Genomic DNA, 19,503 nt, shown 5'->3' with positions numbered 1-19,503 from the left:
GCTGATGGGGGAGGTGTTGGCATCAGGACCGATGTGCTGAGCTGGTAGTGGTCCACTGGTTGAGGCAGTTCCGTCCTTTTGGGAAACCGTCGCTGATGTCGAGGCGGCTGTCTGAAAAGGCGAAGGGTCCTGCGACAGCCCCTGCAACATGCGCCCGACGGTGGATTCGTGAACACGACCGGCCGAGATGCGTTCGTGTGCATCCGGTATGGTCGTTCCCAAGGATTCGGCAAGACTTTGCACAATAGAGCGAGGGGTTGGTTCCGGCCAAGCTGTTCCTTGCAGCAGGACTGCCTCAGCGGAGAATTGTCCCCCTCCGGAATTGCTCACCTGGTTTGCCTCTTTTTCGCTGATCTCGTTATCCGTGGCAACAGCGCTCCGTCCGCCGTTGTCGGCAAGAGCAACGGGGGGGGCAGCGGCATTCCCTGCCGTTTCACCGGCGGTAGGAATTTCAGTTCCTTGCACGGTGTTGTCGCTTTGTCGATCAGTTACCATCCCCTTGCTTTGGCTGGCTGTTCTCAAGTGGGAGGCGAAAAGGCCTTCCTGTCCTGTCGAGGGAGACGATGCGGCCGCTTGACCGGTTGGCATCAGTTCGACAGGGACAGGGGCAAGAGCGTGCATAGGGTTTTACCGGGTATCCAGGGTTGAAAAGGCTGTGGTTAATTTGGCCGCCTTGTCCCGTTCCATGTTGCTGAGGATTTTGGCGGCGGATTTGGTCTTCATCTTGGCAAGAATGGAAATCGCGAGTTCCTGATCGACCGTGCCAAGGACCATGGCGGCCTTGTCCGCAGTCATTTTTTCGTACATCTTGGCGAGTTCCAGGGTCCGCTTCTGCTCTTCCGCATCCTTTTGTTCGAGGAGCTTTTCGATTCGCACCCGGAGTTGGTTGAGCTGTTCGATTTTCTTATCGACTTCGCTTTCCAATCTCTTTAGTTCCTTTTTCTTGTTGTCCAGCTCGTCGCGCTCGCGGGCAAAGGGGGAGGCGCCTCCGGCCTGCAGGGATTCCATGATCCGCCGTTCTTCCACCGAGCCATACTGCTGATCCTGCTGCGTTTTCGCAGGGGCCTCGGTCGCGGCCTGTTCCTGGCCGGCTGCTGGATGCAACAAACCAATGGCCACAAGGAGTTGAGCGGCGAACGACACGGCCAAGAAGCGGCATGTCCGCGCACAGCGGTGCCAGTCGGTGCTAGGGGCGCCTGCGTTCATGGGAGAGCACGGCAATCTCGTCGAGCATGCCGGCTTCTTTTTTGTCAATATATTGTCTGTACGCGGCATTTTGCTGTTCCTCGAGTTTTTCGATGATTTTCCGGTCCTTGCTGGTCTTGATCAAATGCTGCCGTTTTTTGGCGACCTGGACCTGTTGTTTCTGCAATTCGGTTCTGCGCCGTTCAACCTGGGCCTTGACCAGATCGATTCTCTGATTGAACAGCACCAGCCGGTCGACCGTGGTTCCCTGTTTCTGTTCCCGCTGCAAGCCATAATAGAGCGCGGCCAATTCCTCTTCTACCCGCACCAAAGCCTCCTGGAGCCGGGCCTCGACTTCCAGGGCGCGAAAAAGCTGTTTTTGCGCAGCATCCTCCAGCTGCCGCCGGTAGTTGAGGACCGCATGCATGGTGAAAGGTTTCATCACTCGTCGGCCGACATATCGGTTTTTCGTCGATCAAATCCCTTGCGCCCCGCTCGCCTGCGGTCGTTTCCCTGGCGGTCGCTGACCAGCTCGCCCATGGCGGCAATAGTTTCCTCAAGGGTTGAGGATTCCTCGAATCCTTGGGTGAGGAAGGCATTGATGGCGTCCATCCGTGAGATGGCATAGTCGATTTTCTTATTGCTGCCCGTGGCATAGGCACCGATGTTGATCAGGTCCTCGGATTCCCGGTATATGGCCATGACGCTGCGGGCCTTGCCGGCCAATTCCCGGTGGCGGGAGGTGGTGATGTCACGCATGACCCGGCTGGTGGACATCATCACGTCGATGGCCGGGTAATGATTCTTGGCGGCAATGCTGCGGGAGAGCACGATGTGGCCATCGAGGATGGAACGAACCGAGTCGGCCACCGGTTCGGTCAAGTCGTCGCCGTCCACCAGCACCGTGTACAGGCCGGTGATCGAACCCTGGTGCTGGAAATTTCCGGCCCGTTCCAGCAGCTTGGGCAGAGTGGCGAACACGCTCGGCGTGTAGCCCTTGGTAGTGGGCGGTTCGCCGATGGACAGGCCGATCTCGCGCATGGCCATGGCAAAGCGGGTCACCGAATCCATCATCAACAGCACGTTCTTGCCCCGCTGACAAAAATACTCGGCAATGGCGGTGGCGACGAAGGCGCCACGCATGCGCAACAGCGGCGACTGATCCGAGGTGACGGCGACAATCACCGAATGGGCAAGACTTTCCTTGCCCAGATCGCGTTCGATGAATTCCTTGACTTCGCGGCCGCGCTCGCCGATCAGGGCGATGACGTTGATGTCCGCCTTGGCGTACTTGGCCATCATACCCAGCAGCACGCTCTTGCCCACCCCCGATCCGGCCATGATCCCCATGCGCTGGCCGATGCCGCAGGTCAGCAGGCCGTTGATCGCCCGGATGCCGAGATCGAGTGGCTGGGTGATGGCGTCACGCTGCATTGGCCCCGGCGGCAAGGAATAGAGCGCCTTTTCGTGGGGCAGGTACAGGGGCGGCCCTTGATCGAGCGGCTGGGCCATGCCGTCGAGTACCCGACCGAGCAAGCCGTCGCCGACGCTGATGGTGGCCTGTTCCTTCTTGACCCGAATGCGGCTGCCTGGTCCCAGGCCGCGCAACTCGCCCAAGGGCATCAACAGGGCCCGGTTATTGCTGTAGCCGACGATCTCGGCGGGAATGACCTCGCCGTCCTGGAGCGGAAACAGTTCACAGAGGGAACCGATGGAGGAACGGGCGCAGGTGCCCTCGACCACCAGGCCGACGATACGGTGCACCTGGCCGTAGACACGGATGGGAGAAAAGGCGGTGAGCAAATCGGATACGTTGGCCATGGCGAGCGATTCATCTAAACGGAAGGAAAAGAGCTCTGGGCAGCAACTGCACATTGCCCCGGACACCTGGATCAGTTGGTTGGGCCGTTGCGGCCATCAAGAGTGATGGCCGTCCTGCGCATCATCCGCAGTCAGGGACTGGGAAGACAATTGGTCCTCGGTGGACAAGGGGATCAGCTCGGGACGCTCATGCAGCAACTCCTCGATGCTCGCCAACTGCCCCTCGATGGTGGCATCCACCGTGCAGTTGGCCGATTCCAGGAGACATCCTCCACGGGTGAGCGTGCTGTCGGTTTTGAACACGATCCGCTCCAGCCCGCGAATTGAGGCGATCAGGGCCGGAACCTTGGCCTCGGCGACGGCCAGATCGTCCGGATGGAGGGTGACATAGTACTCCTCGCTGGCAATCGCCTCTTCCAGGGCCGTCTGCAGGGTGGTGGCGATAATGTTGCGTTGCGTGACCAATTCCTGGCCAACGATCTTCTTGCTCAGGCCGATGATCAGGTTGATCAGGTCGCCCCGGCTGTGGTCGAGCAGGCGTTGGCGCTGCTGGTCAATTTTTTGGCAAGCCTCGCCAAAAGCTAGAACCGCATGCTCGATTTCCGCTTGCAATCGGGCGGATTGGTCCGCCATCCCTTGATTGTAGGCTTCCTGGCGAATGGCATCAAGGTCGATCGGTGGTTCCGGTTCGGGCACAGGTTCAGGGATAGGATCGGGCGCTGGCTCAGGGAGGATCGGCTCCTCGGCGACCGGCATGGCTGTCTCCTGGGCAAGCGGCTCGGGATCGGGAACAGCGACCTCCTACACCATGATCGTCGGTTCTTCCCGCGGAGGAACGGCAATACTCCGGCGTACCAGCGGGATAGGAGTGAAATGGGGATCGGCCCTGAACACCTTAGACGAACTCATCGCCACCGCTGCCTCTGCCCAGTACCAGTTTTCCTTCTTCTTCCAGCTTCATGGCAATCTTGACGATGGTCTGCTGCATGGCCTCGACCTCGGACAGCCGCACCGGCCCCATGGCCTCCAGGTCATCCTTGATCATGTCGGCGGCCCTGGAGGACATGTTGGCGAAAATCTTGGCCTTGATCTCATCGGAGGCGGTCTTCAGGGCCATGGTGAGGGAATCGTTGTTGACCTCGCGCAGGATCATTTGGATGGAACGGCCGTCAAGGGCGCAGAGATCCTCGAAGGTGAACATCATCTTGCGAATGTCTTCCACCATTTCCGGATCGACTTCCTCCAGGCTTTCGAGAATCTCCGAATCCAGGTTGTCGGTCATGCTGTCGAGAATCTCGACCACCTTTTTCAAGCCGCCGACCTCGCGTTGTTCTTGCGCACCGACCACGATACCGATTTCCTTGCTCAGGGCCTCCTCGATCCGGTCGATCACCGCCGGCGAAACCGCGTCGAGGGTGGCGATCCGGTGAATGACGTCCGCCCGTTTTTCTTCGGGCAGTTTGGCAATGATGGCGCCGGCGTGCTCGGTGGCCTGCGTGGACAGGACCAGGGCCAGGGTCTGGGGATGTTCCCGCTCTAGCAAACCAGCGACCATGGACGGCTGCATCTTGGCGATGGTTTCCAGCGGCCGGGCCTCGGTGCCGGTGACGAACTGGCGCATGAGGCTCGATTCCCGTTCCCGGCTGCCGGTGCCGGCAATCAGTTTTTTGGCGAATTCCTGCCCCTTGACCACCAAACCGGCCTGGCTTTCGGCGGCCAGTTCAAAATCCTCGAGCACCCGGGTTTTGAGGTCATCGGGAATATGCTCGATTTCCGCCATGCACCGGGTGACCTTGAAGATCTCCTCGTCGGTCAGCTCACGCAGCAGTTTTGTTGCCGTCTCCTCGCCCAGACAGATCAGGAGGATCGCTGCCCGTTTCAATCCTGTCAGTTTTTCAGCCGCAGCCATGGATGCCGTTGTCGTTCACAGTGATCAGGGGGTATTGGTGTTTGCCCGCATACAGAGGAGCGGTCAACTCTGTTCATGAATCCAGCCCTTCAGCACATGGGCGCTGAATACCGGATCCTGCTCCACTCCTTTCCGAATTTTCTCCAAGGGATCCAGGGGGGCGGATTCCATCGCCTCCCGGTAGGCGGCGCCACCGACCAGGGCACCCGCCCCCGCAGGACCGGCTCCAGGTTCTCGAGCCGCGGCCGCCTGAACCTGCTCGGCTTCCATTTCCTCCACGGTTTTATAGTGCTCCGTGACGTCGCGATGCAAGGTTTTCATGAGCGGCCGGATCATGAACAGGTAGATGAGCACCGCTCCGAGAATCAGCAGGCCATACCGGATAAACGGCAGGTACTGATACAGGAGGTTGGCGGCCATACCTTCTTGTCCACCATCTTCCGCGGATTCAAGGAACGGCATGGACGTCACCTCAATCTTGTCGCCGCGGGCCGTGTCAATCCCCAGGGCGGAGGCCACCATGGTTTGCAGGGTCTTGAGTTCGGTCTCCGACCTCGGCTCGGTCTTTGCCGGTTCCTTGTCCTTGCCGGGCACCACCTTGTCGGCCACCAGAACGGAAACCGACAGCTTGCTGATCGTGCCCACCGGCTGGGTGGTCTTGGAGACAACCTTGCTGATCTCGTAATTAGTGGTCCGCTGTGACCGGCTGGAAGGCGGCGTGGCCCCGGCCGTCTGGGCCGTGTTGCCTTCCAGGTTCGACTGCACGCCCGGCACCCCGCCGGTGATCTCCGAACCGGATTTTTCCTCGCTCAGCTGTTCGCTGCGGATGACCGGTTCTTCCGGATCAAAAGTCTCTTCGGTCTTTTCGGTCTGGGCAAAATCCAAGGTGGCGCTCACCCGGACCATGGCATTCTTGGCCCCAAGAGATTTGTCGAGCAGGGCTTGCGCCCGGTCCTCCAACCGCTGTTCCACCTGCATCTGAAACTCCAGCATGTCGGGGGAAAGGTTGCCGGACAGTCCTTTCTCGCCGATCCTGGAAAGAACGTTGCCGTTTTGATCGATCACCGTCACCTGTCCGGGGTCAAGCCCCTCGATGGAGCTGGAAACCAGGTGGACAACCCCTTCGATCTGCGCCTCGCTCAGCCGCTTGCCTGGGGCAAGCTTGATAATCACCGAGGCGGTGGCCGGTTTCTGCTGGTCCTTGAACAGCCGTTTTTCCGGTAGGGCCAGATGGACCCGAGCCGTTTCCACTGGACCGAGCGAGGCGATGGTGCGGGCCAATTCTCCTTGAAGCGCACGGGAATAGTTGACCTTCTGGACGAAATCCGTCAGGGCGAAGGATTGCTTGTCAAAAATCTCAAACCCAACGCCCCCGCCCTGCGGCAGACCCAACGAGGCCAGGCTCAACCGTGTTTCATACACATCCTTTGCCGGAATCAGGATATTGTGGCCATTGTTGGCCAGCTTGTAGGGAATGTTCTGCCCTTTCAGCCATTCGACCACGGATGAGGCATCGGATTCGGCGAGATTGCCGTACAGGAGTTGATAATCGGCGGTGCGCGCCTGGACGATGATGAAGGCAAAGAGGCCAAGGGTGATGGCCGTGACTGCGGCCAAGGCGATTTTGCGCGGCATCGGCCAGGCTTTGACTGTTTCGACCAGCGTCTTCCATCCACTCTGTGTTTGCTGGGGGGCAGCGTCCGTTTGTTCCGCCATGATGCTCCCTGCTCCTGGTTAGTGCTCAATGATCATTGGCTGTTGATGTGCTGATGCCGGGGGCTGCGGGGTTACACCTGCATCTGCATGATTTCCTGATAGGCGCTGATCGCCTTGTTACGAACCTGCACCATGTATCTGAGGGAAACATCGGCCTTTTCCAGGGCGATCATTGCCTCGTGCAGGTTTTTTTCTCCGCCGGCATGGACCTGTTGCAGGGCCTGGTCAGCGTTTTGCTGCTGCTCGTTGGTTTGGGCCACCATGGTTTTCAGCATGTCGCCAAAAGAGGTTTCTGCTTGCGCGACCGCGGAACGCGCCGGCAGGGCCGGGGTCAGTGACGGCGTGACAGCTTGAATCGGTTCCATTTATCAGCTCCCTATGTCGAGGGCCCGCATCGCCATGCGCTTGGCCGACTTGATGGTGGTGGTGTTGGCTTCATACGAGCGGGTCGTCGACATCATATCCACCATTTCCTTGAGAACATTGACATTGGGCATCTCCACATAGCCGTCTTCCTTGGCGTCCGGATGGGTGGGGTCATAAACCCGTTGCGGTTCGCTGGTATCCTCGATGATTTTGGCCACCTTCACCCCTTGGGCTTGTCCCTGGGCAAGCAGGGAGTTGTTGAGGTGTTGCTTGAAGGGAAGGTTTTCCGTCTGAAAAACCACCGATTTCTTCTTGTACGGTCCACCCTCGGGGGTGGAGGTTGTTTCCGAATTGGCGAGATTGGCGCTGATGGTGTTCAGCCTCATCGTCTGCGCCTTTAGTCCCGAGGCGGCGATGTCAAACGTGGTGAAAATATCCATGGGAACCTCGATGCGTTAGTGTTGCAGTAGTTATGCAAATCATGCGCCACCATTGATGGCGTATTTGAGCAGGGACAATTTTTTCTTGAGCATGGCGGCGGCCGCTTCGTATAGGATTTCGTTTTGCGAGAGCTTGATCATCTCCTGGTCGACGCTGACGCTGTTTTCATCGCCGATCCCGGTGGTGTCGCGCTTGCGGCTGACGGTTCCCGCCACTTGCTCAAGGCTGGAGGGCGCCAGGGGAATATGGTCGGGCCGAGTGGCCACGGGGTGCAATCCCTGGCCGGTCATGGCACTTTTCAGCTGATCCTCAAAGGAAAACGCCTGCGCCGAATACCCCGGCGTCTCCGCGTTGGCGATGTTGGAGCCGATCACCTCCTGATTCTTGGCGCGCAGGTCAAGCACCTTGTGCAAAAGTTTCATGGTGGGGTCGAACTGTTGGATTCCCGACATGATGTGTCTCCGTTGGTTTGTGGCCCTCGCCAAGGGTGGGGGCGTGGTTCGTTTGCCGTGTCAGCGCTGTTGCATGTCCAGGATTGCCGCTGCCTCGCGGGCGAGTTTGGTCCACAGAGGGTCTTTTCCTTTTTCGGCCAACTCCTTGAAGAGATTAAGCGCCTGCTGTTTGTTCTCTTTTTTCGCTTCAATTTGCGCCAAACGGTACCGCGCCTGCTCGCCGCCGTTTTCGCCGCTGGCGAGCTGCTGAAAGAGGGGCGCGGCCTGTTCGTCCTTGCCATCCTGGAAATAGGCCTCGGCCAACGCAAGGAGCATCGAGTGTTGCGCGAGCATCCGCCGGACATCGGGTTGCTCGAGAGTCTCGATCGCCTTTCGCCATTGTCCGGATTCAAAGAAGATCCGCCCCTTGAGGAGCTCAAGCTCCGGCAGACGCGGACTGTTGGCCGCAGTCATCACCTTGATCGCCTTGTCGGCCTGACCGCTCGCGTACAGGGCCCGGGCCTTGATGAGCAGGACCGGGGCCCTGTTCGGCCCATTGGGATAGCGCAGGTGATAGCGGTCCGCATACTCCTGGATCTGGAGATAGCCGCCGGCGGCGAACAGGGACTGGAGCAGGGGCAGGTAGATTTTTTCCTTGTGGCCCTCGTCGGTCACTTCAAAGAGATATTGATAGGTCTGGGCGGCCTGGTCGGCCATGTCGAGGTGTTCGTAGGCGCGGGCCAGGTCAAACAGCAGATTGGGGTCGAGCCAGCCGCGGGCAAAGATTTTTTTGTTCTGCTTGGCCAGCACCAGGGCTTTGATGTACTCGCCCTCCTTGACCAGCTGCTGGATGACGCTGGGTAATTGTTGAATGAGCAAGGCCGTGGCCTCGGTGCGCAGGTTGCCGGATTGAAATCCGCGCAGCAGCTCCATGCACTGGGAGACGCTGGGCGCATGCTCCTCGGACAGGGCGTTCACCAGTGCCTGCTTGAACAAGGCTTCCTCGCGAAGGGCGATTGCATCGCCTGCGGCGGCATACTTACCGTACACGGAAAGCGCTTCCTGCGGTGGGATTCTTTTGGCGGCAAAGTCGAGATCCGTCTGCTTGATCAGCGCGCGTACCCCTCCTTCGCTTTGGCCAAAGGCATCTTGAATCTGTTGAAAATCGATCCGCGCCTTTTTTTCCGTGGCCGGGGTGCGTAAATGAGCCATGGCCGCGCGAAACAGGGCCATATCCTGATCCGGCCGATTGTTGAGCAGATCGGCGAGGAGCATGTAGCGTTTTGCCGCTTCCGGGAAGCGTTTGGCGGCATAGAGGCAGTCGCTGAAAAAGGCCAGCGACATGGGATCGGCGGCAAGCATCGGGGTTCGAGCCGCCAGATTAAGATAGGCTGTCAAGGCTTTGACTTTTTCGTTTGTTACATAGAGCAGGTCAGCCTGTCGCATCAAGCGGAGAAACCAAAGCGGCGTGTCTTGAGCAGGGTGCATCCCGGCCAGTTGTTTTTCCGCATCCACGGTTCGGCCGGCCACCAGCGCCAGTTCCGCCAGCAAGAGGGGAAGGGAGTCGGTGAACGGTGCTTTTTGCCCCATTTTCTTCAACAGGCCGTCGAGCTCATAGTAGGCGTTGATCTGATCACCGCGCGTGGCCTGTTGATAGATGAGAAGAACATGCGCCAAATCGGCCAACAGCGAATCGGGGTACTGAATCATGATGCGCTGCAGCAGAAAGTAGGGTTCCCGATACACCTCGGCCCTAACCAGGGCTTCGGCATAAGTCAGCACCAGCCGCTCCTTGAGCCGTTCATCGGGCTGTAGGGCCACCTGCTCGCGCAGCAGTTGGCTCACCTGGTTCCATTTGCCGTTGCTGGCCAGGGTTTGAATCTCTTCCGGGAGCCACGCTGTCAACGGGCCATCGGGCGCAAGGGCCGAAGCCAGGGGGAAAGGAGGAAGATGGAACGCGGGAGGCGGTTTGATGGAGAGTGGTGCTTCGTAGTCGGTAAAAAAGGACGGCCAGTTGTTCGCATAGGGGGAAATGTTGACCGGATTGAGTGCATCGCCACCGGCTCGCTTCACCACGCTGACTCCTTGAAGTTTGGTGCTGAGTTCAGGGTAAGAGGCCGAAAGCTGGTTGCCCAGAAGAACATCGAGCAGGAGCATCGCTGTTTCTTTGTTGCTTTCAGCGGTCACCTTTTGTGGGGGGTAACGGAAGTACAGGGAGAGGATGGTCTTTGTTTTCAGCGTGTTGCTTGTCGCCTTGATCATCTTGTCGTCAACGGCAAGGGAGGGCAGGAACGGGTCAGGGGTGGTGTCGAGCAATTCCACATCGACTCGTCGACCATTGGTGGACAATTGGAATCCCGGCAACTGATCAAAATGGAGGTAGAGTTGCCAATAGGTTGATTCATCGCTTCGGTTGATGGCCTTGAGGACCGAGGCGGCCCAGACGCTGGCCTCGGTAAACGGATTGACCGCCAGCAGCAGGAGGAAGAGGATGAGCGATCGGATTGTCATGGCAATGGGTCGGGCAACAAAATCGAACCGGGAGCTGTCATCTGGAAAAGGAGGAATACATGTTGTTCGTTCTCAAGCAATATGTATTCCATCCTCACCGACAGCGACTGATTGGGAACAGGCTACCGGCGACAGGTCCATGTCGAGGTGTGGTTGGGTGCGCAAGGCGGTCCGGGGAGTCATTTTTTTGGCGGCCAGTTTGCTCGGCGCCGGATGGAGTGGTTCCCCGAACCGGTCGATTGGTGTAGCCATATGAAGAAGGGGGACACGCGCTGCCGGACATGTTGCCGGAAACCGCCCTCCTGGATCGAGACAGGCAGATGGATGGCCGCAAACTTGCAAGAGCGTCTGCGTGGTCAAGCAGACGACGTGCTGCCGCGTGCACCTTGAACCCCTTGGAGAGAAACGGCTTTTTGCAAAGAAAAATTTGCTTTCCCGGTTTTCATGTTGATAGAATAGCCCAGACGAAACACTTTCCCGGGTTCCCCAAAAGTTGCCAATACGGGGACTCGCAAGGGGTTGAATTAATTTCTTAGGAAAAACAGAGGAGGTAAGAATGGCAAAGAACGTACTGCTTGTCGATGATTCCAGCACCATGCGCAAGATTATCAGCCGTTCACTGCGGCAGGCAGGGCTTGATTTCGGCGAGATTTATGAAGCGGGTGACGGGCAGGAAGCCCTGGCCGTGCTGGAGAAGGAGTCCATTGATATCGTTCTCAGCGACATCAACATGCCCAATATGAACGGCATTGAATTTCTCAGGGAAAAAGCGAATCGCCCCGGCATGAAAGATATTCCTGTCTTCATGATTTCCACTGAAACCGGAGAAGACATCATCGGCGAGGCCAAGAGTCTCGGAGCGGTTGGCGCCTTGAAAAAACCCTTTACGCCGGACAAGGTCAACGAGGTCCTGGGCCCGCTGATGTAGTCACAGGGGCGCAATGTTTGCTCTGACATTAATTTTTTCCGGATGGTCCCCCGCGATGATCCGGAACCTTCTGGAGGGAGAACAGTGTGAACAGTTTTACCGAGATTAACGACAAGATCATCGAGTCGACCATAGAAATCTTCACCGGCATGGTGATGATGGAAATTGCGGTGGCGGGTGAACCGTTGGAAAAACTGGGGCAGTTGAAAAAATCAATCACCGGCATGGTCGGACTTGCCGGAACCCATAAGGGGGTTTTGGCGGTCCATTTTCCCCAACAGGTGGCGTTGGATGTCACCAGCAGTTTTCTAGGTATGGAAGTTTCCGAAATCAATGAAGATGTGCAGGATGCCATTGGTGAAATCGCCAACATGCTCGGCGGCAATCTGAAGACGATTCTTTCCGACCGGGGAAAGGATATACAACTCTCCTTGCCTTCAACCATCTCCGGCGATGAGTATGCCTTTACCTCTCAGGCGGAGGTGGACCAGGTCATCCTTCCTTTCCAGGCCCCCTCCGGAGCATTTTACGTGGAGGTTGAGTTGGAGCGCTGATGCGTTCCATCGTGTCCGGATCATAACCTTTTCCCAATGGAGCGTTTTTTCTTGGAGCTAGAGAAATACCTCATCGATGCGACACTGGAGGTCTTTGCCTCCATGATTTTCATTGATATCGAACCGGAAGCGTCAACGGACGCGCCGGTTTCGGTTCTTGACCCCAATCTGTCCAGTCTGATCGGCCTGGCCGGCGACCTGAAGGGGATTCTTGCCATTCATTGTCCAGAGCACGTGGCGTTGGGCATCACCACCTCCATGCTTGGCATGGAGGTGACCGAACTGGGCGAGGATGTGAAAGACGCCATCGGCGAGATCGCCAACATGGTTGCCGGTGGACTGAAGGTGGCTCTGGCGGCCAACGACAGAAAAATCGAATTGGCCATCCCCACCACGGTTATCGGGAAATCGATTCGAACCACCGGTCTCACCGGCGCAACCAGGATAATGATTCCTTTCTCCAGCCCAATCGGTCGGTTTGGTGTTGAACTTCGATTTGTCCTGGCCTGAGGCGGTTCCGGTAAACTTTGCCGTGTCAGCCGCCGAAAGAAACAAAGACCTGTTTGAACCTGTTTTCCGTTTGGCCCAAACCGATCATCGCGTCGTGTGATGCCGGAAAAGGTTACTGTTTTTCAATCTTTTTGTTTTGACGATGAAATCTAGAGAACGCTTCAACAAAATTCTGCTTGCCTGCCGTGATCGGATTCAGGATGAGGTTGCCGCCTTGATCGGCAAGCCGTTCAAGATCGGCGAAGCAGAGTTCCGAGTGACCAGCAAGGAGGAATTGTTTGCTGATGTCGACGGCAAGCAGGCGCTTGCCCGCGTTCGTCTGGAAGGAGATGTTCAGGGAAGCGGTTGTCTGCTGGTGAGTGTCAAGGATGCCATCTATATCGGCGGCACGCTGATCATGCTGCCTGAATCGGAATTAGCCAGCGTTCTTGCCGAGCAGCAATACTCCGAAGAGTTGCAGGATTCCTACGGCGAGGTCGCCAATATAATCTGCGGCGCCGCCACGGTCACCTTTGAGGAGATGTATCCCAAAAGTGTCCGTCTGATCAGGACAGAGCAGGAGGTCGTCGTTCCGCTCAAGGTGGAGGTCGAATCCGACCAACCGATTGTCGATGTGCCCTATTATCTCATGACCGCGCCCATGCAGCTCGGAAGCCATGAGCTGGGCAACGTGCATCTTGCCCTCCCTGCGGGACCGTTTGGGCTGGTGGCTGAAGCGCCGAAGGAGCACTTGTCGCCACAATCGGCGGAAGAAAAAATCGCTGAACAGGCCGTCACTGGCGTCCAGGCGGAAACGGGTGAGGCGCCTGAGCGCCAAGCGGCGGACTCGGCCGCTGCTGAGGCTGGTGCTGACGACCGGCCCGAGAACAGGGCTGCGGCGGCAGGGGAGCACGCCGCGCCGAGTCAGCCCAAGCGCGATATAGGCAAACAGAAGAAGCTCATCGATGGTTTGCTCAAAAGCTGCATGACCAAGATGGGCAGTGAGGTCAGCGCCTTGCTTGGCGGTGTTTTGGAGGTAACACCGACAGAGAATCTGGCTGTGACCAAGGAAGGGTTCATCGAGCAGGCCGGTGGCAAGCAGATCATGACCCGGATGGAACTGCGCGGCGGCGGGCAAGGAGAGGCTTATCTGTTTGTCGATCTTAAAACAGCGGTGTATTTGGGCGGTTGCCTGATCATGCTGCCAGAGAGCGAACTGGAGGAAACGGTCCGCAACGAGGATTTCAGCGAGGATGCCCGCGACGCCTACGGTGAGGTGACCAATATCGTAGCCGGCGTTTTCACCTCTGTGTTTGAGGAGCAGTCCCGCCTCAAGTTGGGGTTTGTCAAAACAGCCGTTGAGCCGGTGTCGCCGGCCAAGATCGATCCCGAAGCGGATGAGGTCTTTGCCAATCAGGCCTATTACCTTTCCCTTGGCGAGATGCGCTATAATGAGCGCGACTTGGGGCGGCTACAGCTTCTTGTCCCAGCCCGCGTCCTGGAATTGGAAGGATTGCTGGCCCACGGAGAGGAAGAAGCGCCTTCCGGCGGTGAAACCGCAACCACGGCAACAGCAACCGCTCCGTCCGGAAAAGCCCCTGCCGCTCCTTCGGGACCGGCTCCGCTTCGGGAAAAAACAGCGGAAAGTGTCGATGTTCTCATCTTCACCGACGATGACCCCGAGGCCGGCCGCATTGCCAATGCCTTGGAAGTGGCCGGATACGCGTGCCGCATCCTCCATTTCAAGGATCCGGTCAATACGATGCTGACCTCTCGTATTCAAATGATATTTTTGGTGATGCAGGAGGTCAGCGAGCAGGGATTTGGCATGGCCATCAAAATAAGCAGCGCCGGCTTGCCGGTGCCGCTGGTGGCCGCGGGTCCGGCCTGGACACGAACGCTGGTGTTGAAAGCGGTTAAATATGGGGCGTGCGATATCTTGATTACTCCTTCATCGCCCGGCGATATTCGGGAGAAAATCGAAAACAATCTGGTAAAAAAAGCGGCCTAGGCCGCCTCATTCATCCTCTTCTTCCTCCAGCCAGGTTCCAGCCAGTTCTTTCTTTTTGATTTTTTCCAGCAAAGTGGTCCTTTTCAAGTTAAGTAGGCGCGCCGCCTCTTTTTTATTGCCCTGCGTCAGCTTGAGGGCCTGGACGATCAGCTGGGTTTCGAAATCGTTCACCAGAGCATTGAAATCGACCCCTTTTTCCGGCCAGGATTCACGGGGAATCGACGTGGTGGAGGAACACAGTAGGGCCTGTTCCGAGCGGCTGACGGTGTCTGCTTCCCGCAGCGGTTCTTTTTCCGGAGAAAGCGGGATGGGCGGCGGGCCGACGCGATATTTTTCCGGCAGGTCATGATAGCCGACTCGGGAACCGCCGTGCAAGATGGTCATGTGCTGGACCAAATTCTCCAGCTCCCTGACGTTGCCCCGCCAGGGAACTTGCGACAGGGCCTGCATGGCGACCGAATCAAAGCCCAGAAGAGGTTTCTTTTTGTTTTTGCCGATGCTGTTGATGAAATGCTCAATCAACAGGGGGATGTCGTCCGTCCGTTCACGCAACGGAGGAATGGAAACCGGGATGACGCTGAGACGGTAGAAGAGATCTTCGCGAAATCGGCCTTCGGTCACCATCTGTTCGAGATTGCAGTGGGTGGCGGCGATGATTCGAACGTCCACCGGGATGGGTTTCAGCCCGCCCACCGGTTCAAATTCGCGTTCCTGGAGGACGCGGAGCAGTTTTGCCTGCAACGCAGGCTTCATGTCACCGATTTCGTCAAGGAACAGGGAACCGTTGTTGGCGTATTCAATCCGCCCGATCTTGGGGCCGGCGGCACCGGTAAAGGCCCCTTTGGTATAGCCGAACAACTCGCTCTCCAGCAGGTCATCGGGGATGGCGGCGCAGTTGACCGGCACAAAGTGATGGGATGCCCGTGGACTGTGGGCATGGATTGCCTTGGCCACCAGTTCCTTGCCGGTTCCCGATTCTCCCTGGATCAGCACGGTGCTCAGGTCATCTTCGGCGAGTTTGCCGATCAGCCTGAACAGCCGCCGCATGGATTCGCTTCGCCCAATTATGCCGTAAAATCCATCAGCTGTCATACGCTTGCGTCGGGAAGTTTTCTGCCAGCTTGATGGTGGTGAGGCGCATGTTGAGGCTCAGCAAGCGCATGATCTTTTTTAAAAGGGTCACACCCAAGGCGGGGTAGAGTTCGGTGAGAATGTCGAAACCCTTTTTGGTCAAGATTATGACAACCGAAGGCTGCCGGGCAATCACCGTGGCCGAACGGGGGGATTTGTCGATGATCGACATTTCGCCGATGGTGTTGCCCTTGCCGAGGCGGGCAATCACGCGGTAATCACCTATGTTCGATTTTTTGAGGACATCAAGCAGCCCCCGAACGACGAAGCACATGAAATCCCCTTTGTCACCTTCAATAAACAGGTGTTCGCCGCGCATGATTTCCGCAAAATTCATGTGGCGGGCAAGAATGTCGAGCTCGTCGGATTTAAAGGCATCAAACAAGGGCAAGGTCAGCATCAAATCCCTTGTCTTTTCTTCATTTTCCGTCAAGGGCTGTTCGGGGGCGACAGTCTCTTTCATTCCGATTCAGATACGGTTTGCTGGAGTGGCTGGCGAAGAGTCTCGGGTTGTGCCGTCAATTCCGGGCCATTGTCAAAAAGACTACCACAGGTGAATCTGGGAACACAAGGGACTTTGCATGCAAAGTGTCATTTCCTTGACAAGAAGAACACAAAAGGCAAAAAACAGCCTACTGATCGATCGACAAAAAAGGAGGCAAGAGGATGCGCTGGAGCAAAGCAGGCTGGGTATTCGTTGGCGTATGTATCGTTCTGCAACTGAGCGGCTTGGATGTTTTCGCCTGGGAAGGAACCGTCACCCGGGTTCTTGACGGCGATTCGCTTCGGGTGAAAACCCGCGGCAGGGTTGAAACCATCCGTCTTTTCGGTATTGATTGTCCCGAACATGGGCAGGCGGGCTGGGCGGAGGCGAAGCGTCGCGCCACTGTTTTGATGACGGGAAAGGAGGTATCCATCGTCCCCGTGGACGTTGATAGGTACGGACGAACGGTTGCGGTGGTGAAGCGGCCTGGTCTTGTGGTCAATGCCGAGTTGGTGCGCACCGGCATGGCGTGGGTGCACCCCTTCTACTGCAAGAGCGAGCCGTTTTGTCAAGAACTGGAACAGCTGGAACGGTCCGCACGCCAACTGCGCCTGGGGGTCTGGCGGGATGAGAGGCCCGTGCCGCCCTGGAAATGGAAACAGCGGCATCGTTGACCATCTGTTTCGTCGGCCTCATTTGCTTTCCGCGTCACGGGGCATTCGATCAATGATTGCCTGAATATCGGCGCCCGAGATCGTTTCCCGTTCCAGCAGGGCATTGGTCATGGCATCCAGCAGGGCGCGGTGCCGGGTAAGAAGGCTGTGTGCGTGGTCATAGGCTGACTGTACCAGCTTTTTCACTTCCGCATCGATCAGCATGGCCGTCTGTTCGCTGATGATTTGCGCCGGTTGGCCACCCAGGGGATTGGGCGCCCTGAAGGTCAGCGGGCCGATCGACTCGCTCATTCCCCATTCGCAAACCATCCGCCGGGCGATGTCCGAAACCCGTTCGATGTCGTTGCCGGCGCCGGTGGTCATCTGGTTGAAGACGATTTCCTCGGCTATCCGTCCGCCAAGCAGCGTGCAGAGATTGTGAAACAAAAAAGTGCGATCATGGGAAGAGCGTTCTTCAGCGGGAAGTTGCATGGTCAGGCCCAGGGCTCGCCCGCGGGGGATGATCGTCACCTTGTGCACCGGGTCGGCACCGGGCAGCATCCACGCCACCAAGGCGTGGCCGGCCTCGTGGCAGGCGGTGATCCGTTTTTCCTTGTCGGTGATGATCAGGCTGCGCCGCTCCGCCCCCATCAATACCTTGTCCTTGGCCGCCTCCAGAATTTCCATGGTAATGGTTTGGCTGTTTTTTCTGGTCATCAGCAGAGCGGCCTCGTTGACCAGGCTGGCCAATTGCGCGCCAGAAAAACCGGGCGTGCCCTTGGCGATCACCTGCCAATCCACATCTGGTCCGATCTTGGTGTTGCGGGCATGGACCTTGAGAATCTTCTCCCGCCCACCCACGTCGGGCAATGGCACCATGACCTGACGATCAAAACGACCCGGTCGCAGCAGGGCCGGATCAAGAATGTCCTGGCGGTTGGTGGCCGCGATGACGATCACGTGGTCGTTGGCCTCAAACCCGTCCATCTCCACCAGCAGTTGGTTGAGGGTCTGTTCCCGTTCATCGTTGCCTCCAGAACCGGTACCGGCACTACGATGGCGGCCAACCGCATCGATTTCGTCGATGAAGATGATGCATGGGGCTTTTTTCTTACCTTCGTTGAACAGATCACGCACCCGGGAGGCGCCGATTCCAACATACATTTCGACGAAGTGAGAGCCGCTGATGGAGAAAAAAGGCACGCCTGCTTCACCGGCAATGGCCTTGGCCAGCAGGGTTTTACCGGTTCCCGGTTCTCCGTAGAGGAGCACGCCGGTGGGAATTCGGGCGCCAGCTGCAACGAATTTGCCGGGATTTTTTAAAAAATCAACGATTTCCTCTACTTCTTCCTTCGCTTCGTCGATGCCAGCCACGTCGGCAAGTTTGACTTTCGATTCCTCTGGGTTGATCAGGCGGGCCCTGCTTTTGCCAAATGCCATGGCCCTGCCGGAACCACTTCCCCCTTGGCTGCCTCCTTTTTGGAAATAAAAGAACCAGAGAACAGCAAAAAGTAAAATGGGCAGCCAGGATAGGAGCGTTTGCACAAACCACGGGGTCTGGGGCGGGATTTCAGCGCGGATCGTGACGTTTTTGCGCAGCAGGTGGTCAACGGTGGCCTGGGCTTGCGGCACAACCGTTTTGAAACGCTCACCGTCCGCGGTTTCCCAAAGTATGGTTTGGTCGATCATGGTGACCGTGGAGAGTACGCCGCTGTCCGCCTTTTTCAGGAATTCGGTATAGGCAACGGTATGGTGGCGATCCGGTGATTTCTTGCAGTAATGCAACAGCAGCAGGGCGGAAAGAGCGATGATCAGCCAGATGGAAAGATTCTTGTAGAATTTTTGCACGCAAGGCTCCTGGGGAATGAACAAGACGATGGAAAAAATGCGCCCAAAGTTGACGATGGCGCGGGCGGGAGGCCCAAGGCCACGGCCGCCCAAGCAAGCGGCATGTCTGATCAGGGCTACCATAAATCGCGGTAAAGGTAAAGCCGGAGGAAGGGGAGGGGAAAAGAAATCCCCTCCAAGGCCGCCACCTTGAAGGGGAAAAAGGAAGCTCGCTCGTCATCTGGATGAAGGCGAGTAGCTAAAAATATCATTTGCAGTATTTGTTCCATAGTCAAGCATTACCTGCTGCTCGGGTGTTCTTTTCTATCAGGTCGATATTCTGCCCCTTTGGTCCGGTTCTGAGGGATACCGGGAACCTGCGGTTGCGGAGAGGGTGAACAGTGTGGGCGCATTTTGATCATAATGTTATTTTTTAGACGCATAATGAGAACCGCGAGTTGGATTGCTATTTCGGGGAAAGGGTAGTGGTGTCTTGATTAATTATTGAATAAAAATGCCTAAAAATAAATATATACAAATAATTGCGGTGGATAATATCGAAAATATTTATTTCGCATGCAAGTTGAAATCTTTTTATCGGGCGAATATTGATCTATTTATTTACATATTTTTTAACAATCGACCGTTGTTTTTCTTGACAGCGTATTCGCCGCTGGATAAAAAAGCAGCAAGGAAATATTCGAGGACCAGATCCGGCAGCCGCAGAATGGTGCCGGGTCGCATCGCAAGGAGGTGCCGCGCAAAAGACAATCAACCGGGTGTTTATCCGCCAATAAATCCTGGTGCACAACAACTGTCCGGAGATCCGGAACAAGGAGAAGCAAATGGAAGCTCTTATTTTTTTCGTTATCTGGTTGGGTGGTGCTGTTCTCCATACGCTGTTTGATCTGAGAATCAAGCCGGTTCTTCAGTCTTTGCGAGAAGAAAGCGATTTGCCCTGACCAAATTGTTCGTCCCGATGTGGTTTGATTCAACGGTTATTAATCAGCCGGAATAACGACGATTGGGGTCGTTGATTCCGTAAA

19 protein-coding genes are annotated in these 19,503 nt (G+C 56.9%); 6 read left to right on the top strand and 13 right to left on the bottom strand.

Annotated elements, in window-relative coordinates; genetic code table 11:
- Positions 1-627: 627 nt before the first annotated feature.
- The 10 genes from DESPR_RS17355 to DESPR_RS11060 form a co-directional block, all read right to left on the bottom strand.
- On the bottom strand, positions 628-1,206 hold the full coding sequence (locus DESPR_RS17355; protein ID WP_015724908.1) for a MotE family protein: 579 nt from the start codon (positions 1,204-1,206) through the stop codon (positions 628-630).
- On the bottom strand, positions 1,187-1,627 hold the full coding sequence (gene fliJ / locus DESPR_RS11100; protein ID WP_015724907.1) for a flagellar export protein FliJ: 441 nt from the start codon (positions 1,625-1,627) through the stop codon (positions 1,187-1,189). Before fliJ ends, DESPR_RS17355 begins: the two co-directional genes overlap by 20 nt.
- Positions 1,627-3,006, bottom strand: coding sequence for a FliI/YscN family ATPase (locus DESPR_RS11095; RefSeq protein ID WP_015724906.1), 1,380 nt, complete (start codon positions 3,004-3,006; stop codon positions 1,627-1,629). Before DESPR_RS11095 ends, fliJ begins: the two co-directional genes overlap by 1 nt.
- A 96-nt stretch (positions 3,007-3,102) precedes the next feature.
- Positions 3,103-3,762 carry a FliH/SctL family protein gene (locus DESPR_RS11090; protein ID WP_015724905.1) on the bottom strand — a complete coding sequence of 220 codons (660 nt, stop codon included), beginning with the start codon at positions 3,760-3,762 and terminating at the stop codon, positions 3,103-3,105.
- 139 nt (positions 3,763-3,901) lie between these two features.
- A complete protein-coding gene (fliG, locus tag DESPR_RS11085) occupies positions 3,902-4,915 on the bottom strand; it encodes a flagellar motor switch protein FliG (RefSeq protein WP_015724904.1) in 1,014 nt (337 codons plus the stop codon).
- Positions 4,916-4,978: 63 nt separating this feature from the next.
- Complete coding sequence (gene fliF / locus DESPR_RS11080; RefSeq protein WP_015724903.1) at positions 4,979-6,631, bottom strand: flagellar basal-body MS-ring/collar protein FliF; 1,653 nt, start codon at positions 6,629-6,631, stop codon at positions 4,979-4,981.
- 71 nt (positions 6,632-6,702) lie between these two features.
- Positions 6,703-6,996, bottom strand: a complete 294-nt coding sequence (fliE, locus tag DESPR_RS11075) for a flagellar hook-basal body complex protein FliE (protein WP_015724902.1) — start codon at positions 6,994-6,996, stop codon at positions 6,703-6,705.
- A 3-nt stretch (positions 6,997-6,999) separates the two neighbouring features.
- The gene (flgC, locus tag DESPR_RS11070; protein ID WP_015724901.1) at positions 7,000-7,437 is read right to left on the bottom strand and encodes a flagellar basal body rod protein FlgC; all 438 of its coding nucleotides are present in this window, start codon (positions 7,435-7,437) and stop codon (positions 7,000-7,002) included.
- 39 nt (positions 7,438-7,476) lie between these two features.
- Positions 7,477-7,890, bottom strand: coding sequence for a flagellar basal body rod protein FlgB (gene flgB / locus DESPR_RS11065; protein WP_015724900.1), 414 nt, complete (start codon positions 7,888-7,890; stop codon positions 7,477-7,479).
- A 60-nt stretch (positions 7,891-7,950) separates the two neighbouring features.
- Positions 7,951-10,380, bottom strand: a complete 2,430-nt coding sequence (locus tag DESPR_RS11060; RefSeq protein ID WP_015724899.1) for a tetratricopeptide repeat protein — start codon at positions 10,378-10,380, stop codon at positions 7,951-7,953.
- A 556-nt stretch (positions 10,381-10,936) separates the two neighbouring features.
- Between DESPR_RS11060 and DESPR_RS11055 the strand changes: the two genes are divergently transcribed.
- The 4 genes from DESPR_RS11055 (at position 10,937) to DESPR_RS11040 (ending at position 14,362) form a co-directional block, all read left to right on the top strand.
- Positions 10,937-11,308, top strand: a complete 372-nt coding sequence (locus tag DESPR_RS11055) for a response regulator (protein WP_015724898.1) — start codon at positions 10,937-10,939, stop codon at positions 11,306-11,308.
- A gap of 86 nt (positions 11,309-11,394) precedes the next feature.
- A complete protein-coding gene (locus DESPR_RS11050; RefSeq protein WP_015724897.1) occupies positions 11,395-11,862 on the top strand; it encodes a chemotaxis protein CheX in 468 nt (155 codons plus the stop codon).
- 51 nt (positions 11,863-11,913) lie between these two features.
- The gene (locus DESPR_RS11045) at positions 11,914-12,372 is read left to right on the top strand and encodes a chemotaxis protein CheX (RefSeq protein ID WP_169701594.1); all 459 of its coding nucleotides are present in this window, start codon (positions 11,914-11,916) and stop codon (positions 12,370-12,372) included.
- Between the two features lie 142 nt (positions 12,373-12,514).
- Positions 12,515-14,362, top strand: coding sequence for a transcriptional regulator (locus DESPR_RS11040; protein ID WP_015724895.1), 1,848 nt, complete (start codon positions 12,515-12,517; stop codon positions 14,360-14,362).
- A gap of 6 nt (positions 14,363-14,368) precedes the next feature.
- On the opposite strand, the gene DESPR_RS11035 is transcribed toward DESPR_RS11040, so the two are convergent.
- Both DESPR_RS11035 and DESPR_RS11030 read right to left on the bottom strand, forming a co-directional pair.
- The gene (locus DESPR_RS11035; protein WP_015724894.1) at positions 14,369-15,454 is read right to left on the bottom strand and encodes a sigma-54 interaction domain-containing protein; all 1,086 of its coding nucleotides are present in this window, start codon (positions 15,452-15,454) and stop codon (positions 14,369-14,371) included.
- Positions 15,444-15,956 (bottom strand): cyclic nucleotide-binding domain-containing protein, encoded by a 513-nt coding sequence (locus tag DESPR_RS11030; protein WP_015724893.1) that lies wholly within the window; start codon positions 15,954-15,956, stop codon positions 15,444-15,446. Before DESPR_RS11030 ends, DESPR_RS11035 begins: the two co-directional genes overlap by 11 nt.
- Before the next feature lie 203 nt (positions 15,957-16,159).
- Here DESPR_RS11030 and DESPR_RS11025 point away from each other — a divergent pair, with 203 nt between their 5' ends.
- Positions 16,160-16,651 (top strand): thermonuclease family protein, encoded by a 492-nt coding sequence (locus tag DESPR_RS11025; RefSeq protein ID WP_015724892.1) that lies wholly within the window; start codon positions 16,160-16,162, stop codon positions 16,649-16,651.
- Positions 16,652-16,669: 18 nt separating this feature from the next.
- On the opposite strand, the gene ftsH is transcribed toward DESPR_RS11025, so the two are convergent.
- Complete coding sequence (gene ftsH / locus DESPR_RS11020; protein ID WP_043771180.1) at positions 16,670-18,478, bottom strand: ATP-dependent zinc metalloprotease FtsH; 1,809 nt, start codon at positions 18,476-18,478, stop codon at positions 16,670-16,672.
- Positions 18,479-18,971: 493 nt separating this feature from the next.
- Between ftsH and DESPR_RS18510 the strand changes: the two genes are divergently transcribed.
- Entirely contained in the window at positions 18,972-19,364 is a 393-nt protein-coding gene (locus DESPR_RS18510; RefSeq protein ID WP_169701593.1) for a hypothetical protein, read from the top strand.
- Positions 19,365-19,503: the final 139 nt, after the last annotated feature.

This window comes from Desulfobulbus propionicus DSM 2032 (assembly GCF_000186885.1).
Classification (GTDB): domain Bacteria; phylum Desulfobacterota; class Desulfobulbia; order Desulfobulbales; family Desulfobulbaceae; genus Desulfobulbus; species Desulfobulbus propionicus.
Note: the sequence above shows the minus strand (reverse complement) of the source record. Positions and strands in the feature narration are given on the sequence as shown.

Excerpts from the sequence above, each read along its gene's own strand:
- DESPR_RS17355 (WP_015724908.1), bottom strand. The coding sequence starts at position 1,206 with ATGAACGCAGGCGCCCCTAGCACCGACTGGCACCGCTGTGCGCGGACA.
- fliJ (WP_015724907.1), bottom strand. The coding sequence starts at position 1,627 with ATGAAACCTTTCACCATGCATGCGGTCCTCAACTACCGGCGGCAGCTG.
- DESPR_RS11095 (WP_015724906.1), bottom strand. The coding sequence starts at position 3,006 with ATGGCCAACGTATCCGATTTGCTCACCGCCTTTTCTCCCATCCGTGTC.
- DESPR_RS11090 (WP_015724905.1), bottom strand. The coding sequence starts at position 3,762 with ATGCCGGTCGCCGAGGAGCCGATCCTCCCTGAGCCAGCGCCCGATCCT.
- fliG (WP_015724904.1), bottom strand. The coding sequence starts at position 4,915 with ATGGCTGCGGCTGAAAAACTGACAGGATTGAAACGGGCAGCGATCCTC.
- fliF (WP_015724903.1), bottom strand. The coding sequence starts at position 6,631 with ATGGCGGAACAAACGGACGCTGCCCCCCAGCAAACACAGAGTGGATGG.
- fliE (WP_015724902.1), bottom strand. The coding sequence starts at position 6,996 with ATGGAACCGATTCAAGCTGTCACGCCGTCACTGACCCCGGCCCTGCCG.
- flgC (WP_015724901.1), bottom strand. The coding sequence starts at position 7,437 with ATGGATATTTTCACCACGTTTGACATCGCCGCCTCGGGACTAAAGGCG.
- flgB (WP_015724900.1), bottom strand. The coding sequence starts at position 7,890 with ATGTCGGGAATCCAACAGTTCGACCCCACCATGAAACTTTTGCACAAG.
- DESPR_RS11060 (WP_015724899.1), bottom strand. The coding sequence starts at position 10,380 with ATGACAATCCGATCGCTCATCCTCTTCCTCCTGCTGCTGGCGGTCAAT.
- DESPR_RS11055 (WP_015724898.1), top strand. The coding sequence starts at position 10,937 with ATGGCAAAGAACGTACTGCTTGTCGATGATTCCAGCACCATGCGCAAG.
- DESPR_RS11040 (WP_015724895.1), top strand. The coding sequence starts at position 12,515 with ATGAAATCTAGAGAACGCTTCAACAAAATTCTGCTTGCCTGCCGTGAT.
- DESPR_RS11035 (WP_015724894.1), bottom strand. The coding sequence starts at position 15,454 with ATGACAGCTGATGGATTTTACGGCATAATTGGGCGAAGCGAATCCATG.
- DESPR_RS11030 (WP_015724893.1), bottom strand. The coding sequence starts at position 15,956 with ATGAAAGAGACTGTCGCCCCCGAACAGCCCTTGACGGAAAATGAAGAA.
- DESPR_RS11025 (WP_015724892.1), top strand. The coding sequence starts at position 16,160 with ATGCGCTGGAGCAAAGCAGGCTGGGTATTCGTTGGCGTATGTATCGTT.
- DESPR_RS18510 (WP_169701593.1), top strand. The coding sequence starts at position 18,972 with ATGCCTAAAAATAAATATATACAAATAATTGCGGTGGATAATATCGAA.